The organism is Geobacillus sp. (assembly GCF_017515625.1).
Classification (GTDB): Bacteria; Bacillota; Bacilli; order Bacillales; family Anoxybacillaceae; genus Geobacillus; species Geobacillus stearothermophilus.
Window position 1 is genome coordinate 1 of sequence record NZ_JAFWFM010000106.1, and the last position, 4,355, is coordinate 4,355.

Here is a 4,355-nt window from a genome sequence, read left to right on the forward strand (position 1 = left end):
CTTTCCTTCATTTCGTTCGTTCGCCGTTTTTTCTCTGGGCAGCTTCCTCTCGATTGGAAATCCGGGATGGCCGCTGCTTTGTTTGAGTATGCCCAAATTTATGGAAGGCGTATGTCTAATTTTGGATAATCAACACTCGTGATATAGCACTTTAATTTCATTGAGCAATTTGTTTTGAATGCGGTAACCTTGCTTCAACCGCTCGATGGCAAACGACAAATGGTCAGTCAGCGCAATATGAATATGGTCGTTGAGCGGTGCTTGCAGTTTGCCTTCCGCATAGCTGATAATTTCTTCGGCAATATCGATATGTTCTTCTGGCAACGTGCGAAGCAATTGCTGGAACTTCTCATTTTCTTCTTCCATGACGAAAATTTTCTCAATGCGGCCCGGGGGGATGAGATCGTTTTTCCGCTTTTGAAACGCAATCCCCGGGCCCATGACAATTTTCTCTTTGCCTTCGTCGAGCACGACAACAGCGTTGTTGTTTAAAATCTTATGGATGCGAAACGCCATATGTCCTCCCTTCCGCCCTTATTTCATTTTCACATGAAATAAGACCGTCTCGCCTTTTTTGGCTGATGCCTCGGCCTTTCTCTCAAGGCTTTTGAGGGCATCCCCGTTCGTAATGATGATGGGCGTCACCGCGCTTTTCGCTTTCTCGCGCACAAGTGGCAAGTCGACAGAAAGAAGCCGATCGCCCCGCTTCACTCGGTCGCCGGCTTTGACATAAGCGGTAAACCCTTCCCCGTTCATCGACACGGTGTCGATGCCGACATGGATGAGCAACTCCACACCCGCTGCCGAACGCAAGCCGATGGCGTGTTTCGTCGGAAAGAGCTGAATGATTTCGCCATCGACCGGAGCGACGACATCCCCATCCGCCGGGTCGATGGCGATACCATCGCCCATCATGTTTTGCGCAAACACCGGATCCGGCACGTCTTCAAGCGGCACAATCGTCCCGTCAAGCGGTGCGGTGATCATCTCTTCCTTCGGCTGTTGCTTGCCAAACCATTTTTTGAACAACGAACATCATCCTTTCTTTTGCAGTTCATCTGAAAACAGTATACCGAAACGGAAGAAAACCGCAAGCCGTGCCGCCAAGATTCGGCGTTTTGATGCCATCGGCGGTAACATCTCCAATCGTTTTTAGCAACAAGGCGCCGAGCTCTTCTTCAACGAAATGGTCAGACATCAACTTCGCTGTCTAAATTTGCCCGATCGGATTGGCGATACCTTTGCCGTAAATATCCGGCGCCAAACCGTGCACCGGTTCAAACATTGACGGATATTTGCTGTTGACGTTCATGTTCGCCACGAGAACGGCTTTCTTGCCAATTCCGTCGCTGGGAATGACGGCAATGTCCCATTTTTTCATTCTTGGGAGAATTCCTTCTTTCCTTCCTTGGACAGAAAGCGCAGCCATTCCTTTCTTTCATCATACAATAACGGTGGTGGATTCACATTTATGATAAAATGAAACTACAAATCATATGGACGATGCGAGGGAGTCAATATGTCTTATGATACCGACCCGTTCCGCGGCGAATTTGACAGCCTTGAAGAGTTTGCCGACCGCGTCAGCGACGTGCTGAAATGCCCGGTGACGATCGAAGATGCGAACCATCGGCTCATCGCCTACAGCGCCCATGACGATTACACCGATCCGGCGCGGACGGCGACGATCATCAGCCGGCGCGTCCCGGAAAAAGTGATCAACAGCTTATGGAAACAAGGCGCCATCCCGGCGCTGCTCAAAAGCCGCGAGCCGGTGCGCGTGCCGCCGATTCATGACGTCGGCCTCGGCAGCCGCGTCGCTGTGTCGATCTGGAAAAATGATGAGGTGATCGGTTTCATCTGGGTGCTGGAAACGAACCGGACGCTGTCGCCTGAGGAGATGGAATGGCTCAAGCTCGCCGCCAAGGCAGCGAAAAACAAAGTGTTGCAGCTGTATATGCGCAAAAACAAAAAAGAAGAGCGGGTGCAGGAGCTGTTTTGGAAGTTGCTGACGAGCCATATCGCGGCCGAAGACGAGATTCGCGCCCATCTCGCTGCCATGCAAATCCCGACCGCACCGCAGTTTGCCGTTGTCGTCTTCCGCTTTGCCGCTGATTTGACCGCCGAAATGGAGCGGCAAATTTCTTATCTCTTGCAGACGACTCAGCAACTCCCGCTCCTTCTTTATACGACCGACGGCCGCGATGTGATTTTGCTTGGGGCGCCCAAAACTGACCAGCCGCTGAAAGAGCTGAGTGCATTCATCGAATCGTTCGCCGCCAAAATGAAAGAACGATTTCACATCCACGATGTGCAGTGCGGATTTGGCGGCGTGTACAGCGTCTGTCGCCTCATTGAAAAAAGCTACCGCGAAGCGCTCGCCGTGCTAGCGCTGAAGGAGAAGCTTGGGGATGACATCAACGGCGTCTACGGCTACGCCCAACTCGGTATTTACCAATTTTTTGACTTTTTGCTTGAAAAAAAACGGCAAGGAGGCTGGACCAACCCGGCGCTTGAGAAATTGCAAGCCTATGACCGCAAACATCACAGCGACTTGGTGAAAACGTTTGAAACATTTTTTGACCATAACGAAAATGTGCAAGAAACCGCCGACGTCCTCAACGTTCACCCGAACACGCTTGCTTATCGGCTCAAGCGGATTGCCGACATCGCCGAGCTTGATCTCAATGACATGAATCAAAAAATCAAATTATACATCGATATTAAATTAGCGAAATACGAAGCGCGCGGTTGAATTTGTGGAAATCCACAAAACCCACGCGCTTCTTTCTCTTTTTTGAACAACGCCCGGCCCGTTCCGTCTCTTTTATACTATAAGTAAGGCCACTTTTGATGAGGAGGAACCATATTCATGATTATTGGAGTGCCAAAGGAAATTAAAAATAACGAAAACCGTGTCGCCATTACGCCGGCTGGCGTATTGTCGTTCGTTCAGGCAGGACATACGGTGCTCATTGAGAAAGAGGCAGGGGTTGGAAGCGGTTTCAGCGACAATGATTACGCCCGTGCCGGAGCACAAATCATCGAGCGAGCGGAAGATGTGTGGGCGCAAGCAGATATGGTGATGAAAGTGAAAGAGCCGCTGCCAAGCGAATACCGCTTCTTCCGTCCGGGGCTTGTGCTGTTCACCTACTTGCATTTGGCCGCCGACCCAGAGTTGACGCGCGCGTTAAAAGAAAGCGGCGTTATCGCCATCGCCTATGAAACTGTGCAAGTCGGCCGCACGCTGCCGCTGTTGACGCCGATGAGCGAAGTCGCCGGACGGATGGCGGCGCAAATCGGGGCGCAATTTTTGGAAAAGCCGTACGGCGGCAAAGGCATTTTGCTTGGCGGCGTCCCTGGCGTCGCCCGCGGCAAAGTAGTCATCATCGGCGGCGGGGTCGTCGGCACGAATGCGGCAAAAGTCGCGGTCGGCCTCGGGGCAGATGTCACGATCATCGACTTGAACGCGGATCGCCTGCGCGAGCTTGACGACATTTTCGGCAACCAAATTACGACGCTCATGTCCAACCCGATGAACATTGCCGAAGCGGTCGCAGAGGCCGACCTTGTCATCGGCGCTGTCCTCATCCCAGGGGCGCGGGCGCCGAAGCTCGTCACCGAGGACATGGTGAAAGCGATGAAACCGGGTTCGGTCATCGTCGATGTCGCCATCGACCAAGGGGGTATTGTCGAGACGAGCGACCACGTCACGACGCACGACGACCCGACGTACGTCAAACACGGCGTCGTCCATTATGCGGTCGCCAACATGCCGGGTGCTGTCCCGCGCACCTCGACGATCGCCTTGACGAACGTCACGATCCCATACGCCTTGCAAATCGCCAATAAAGGCGTCATGCAAGCCATTACGGACAACCCGGCGCTCGAGCTTGGCGTCAACGTCGCCAACGGCGAAATCACGTACGAAGCCGTCGCCCGCGACCTCGGCTATCGCTACGTCCCGGCCCGCGAAGCGCTCGGGAAAACGTTGGCCGCCAACTAACCATGATGGACGCGGCCGACAACGCGCGCTGCCGGCCGCCTGTTCATCATTGTCCATTCCCATGATCGCCCGCTCATAGCGGGCGGCTTTTTTTATCTTAATTAGGCGAGAAGACTCCCACTTCAACGAAGCGAAGCGGAGTAAGTGGGAGATGAATCGCCTTAACTATATTTTGCTGAAAATAGGATAGATTCAGTAAAATATGGTATAACTGTAGATGAGCAAATTCACTGACATAAATTGACAACTAAACAAAAAAGGAGACATGAACCGGACTCCTTGGGTAAAATAGATGTGCTCAAAACCCATTCACACAAGGAGGTTCATGTCTCATGAATAGATTAGCACA

At 52.4% G+C, this 4,355-nt stretch carries 3 protein-coding genes and 3 pseudogenes; 3 read left to right on the plus strand and 3 right to left on the minus strand.

Features of this window, described 5'->3' with window-relative positions; genetic code table 11:
• Positions 1 to 129, plus strand: a pseudogene (locus IKE44_RS06570) (IS4 family transposase); the annotation flags it as partial.
• Positions 130 to 141: 12 nt separating this feature from the next.
• On the opposite strand, the pseudogene IKE44_RS06575 reads toward IKE44_RS06570, so the two are convergent.
• The 3 genes and pseudogenes from IKE44_RS06575 to IKE44_RS06585 form a co-directional block, all read right to left on the minus strand.
• Positions 142 to 516, minus strand: a pseudogene (locus IKE44_RS06575) (CAT RNA binding domain-containing protein); the annotation flags it as partial.
• Between the two features lie 18 nt (positions 517 to 534).
• Entirely contained in the window at positions 535 to 1,029 is a 495-nt protein-coding gene (locus IKE44_RS06580; RefSeq protein ID WP_033015389.1) for a PTS sugar transporter subunit IIA, read from the minus strand.
• 25 nt (positions 1,030 to 1,054) lie between these two features.
• Positions 1,055 to 1,318 (minus strand): annotated as a pseudogene (locus IKE44_RS06585) (isocitrate/isopropylmalate family dehydrogenase); the annotation flags it as partial.
• A gap of 201 nt (positions 1,319 to 1,519) precedes the next feature.
• Between IKE44_RS06585 and IKE44_RS06590 the strand changes: the two are divergent.
• Together IKE44_RS06590 and ald are read left to right on the plus strand one after the other, a co-directional pair.
• Positions 1,520 to 2,755: a PucR family transcriptional regulator gene (locus tag IKE44_RS06590; RefSeq protein ID WP_049626327.1), complete on the plus strand. Its 1,236-nt coding sequence runs from the start codon at positions 1,520 to 1,522 to the stop codon at positions 2,753 to 2,755.
• Positions 2,756 to 2,872: 117 nt separating this feature from the next.
• On the plus strand, positions 2,873 to 4,006 hold the full coding sequence (ald, locus tag IKE44_RS06595) for an alanine dehydrogenase (RefSeq protein WP_020278676.1): 1,134 nt from the start codon (positions 2,873 to 2,875) through the stop codon (positions 4,004 to 4,006).
• Positions 4,007 to 4,355 lie beyond the last annotated feature (349 nt).

Bases quoted from the DNA above. Each gene is read 5' to 3' on its own strand.
- IKE44_RS06590 (WP_049626327.1), top strand. From the start codon at position 1,520: ATGTCTTATGATACCGACCCGTTCCGCGGCGAATTTGACAGCCTTGAA.
- ald (WP_020278676.1), top strand. From the start codon at position 2,873: ATGATTATTGGAGTGCCAAAGGAAATTAAAAATAACGAAAACCGTGTC.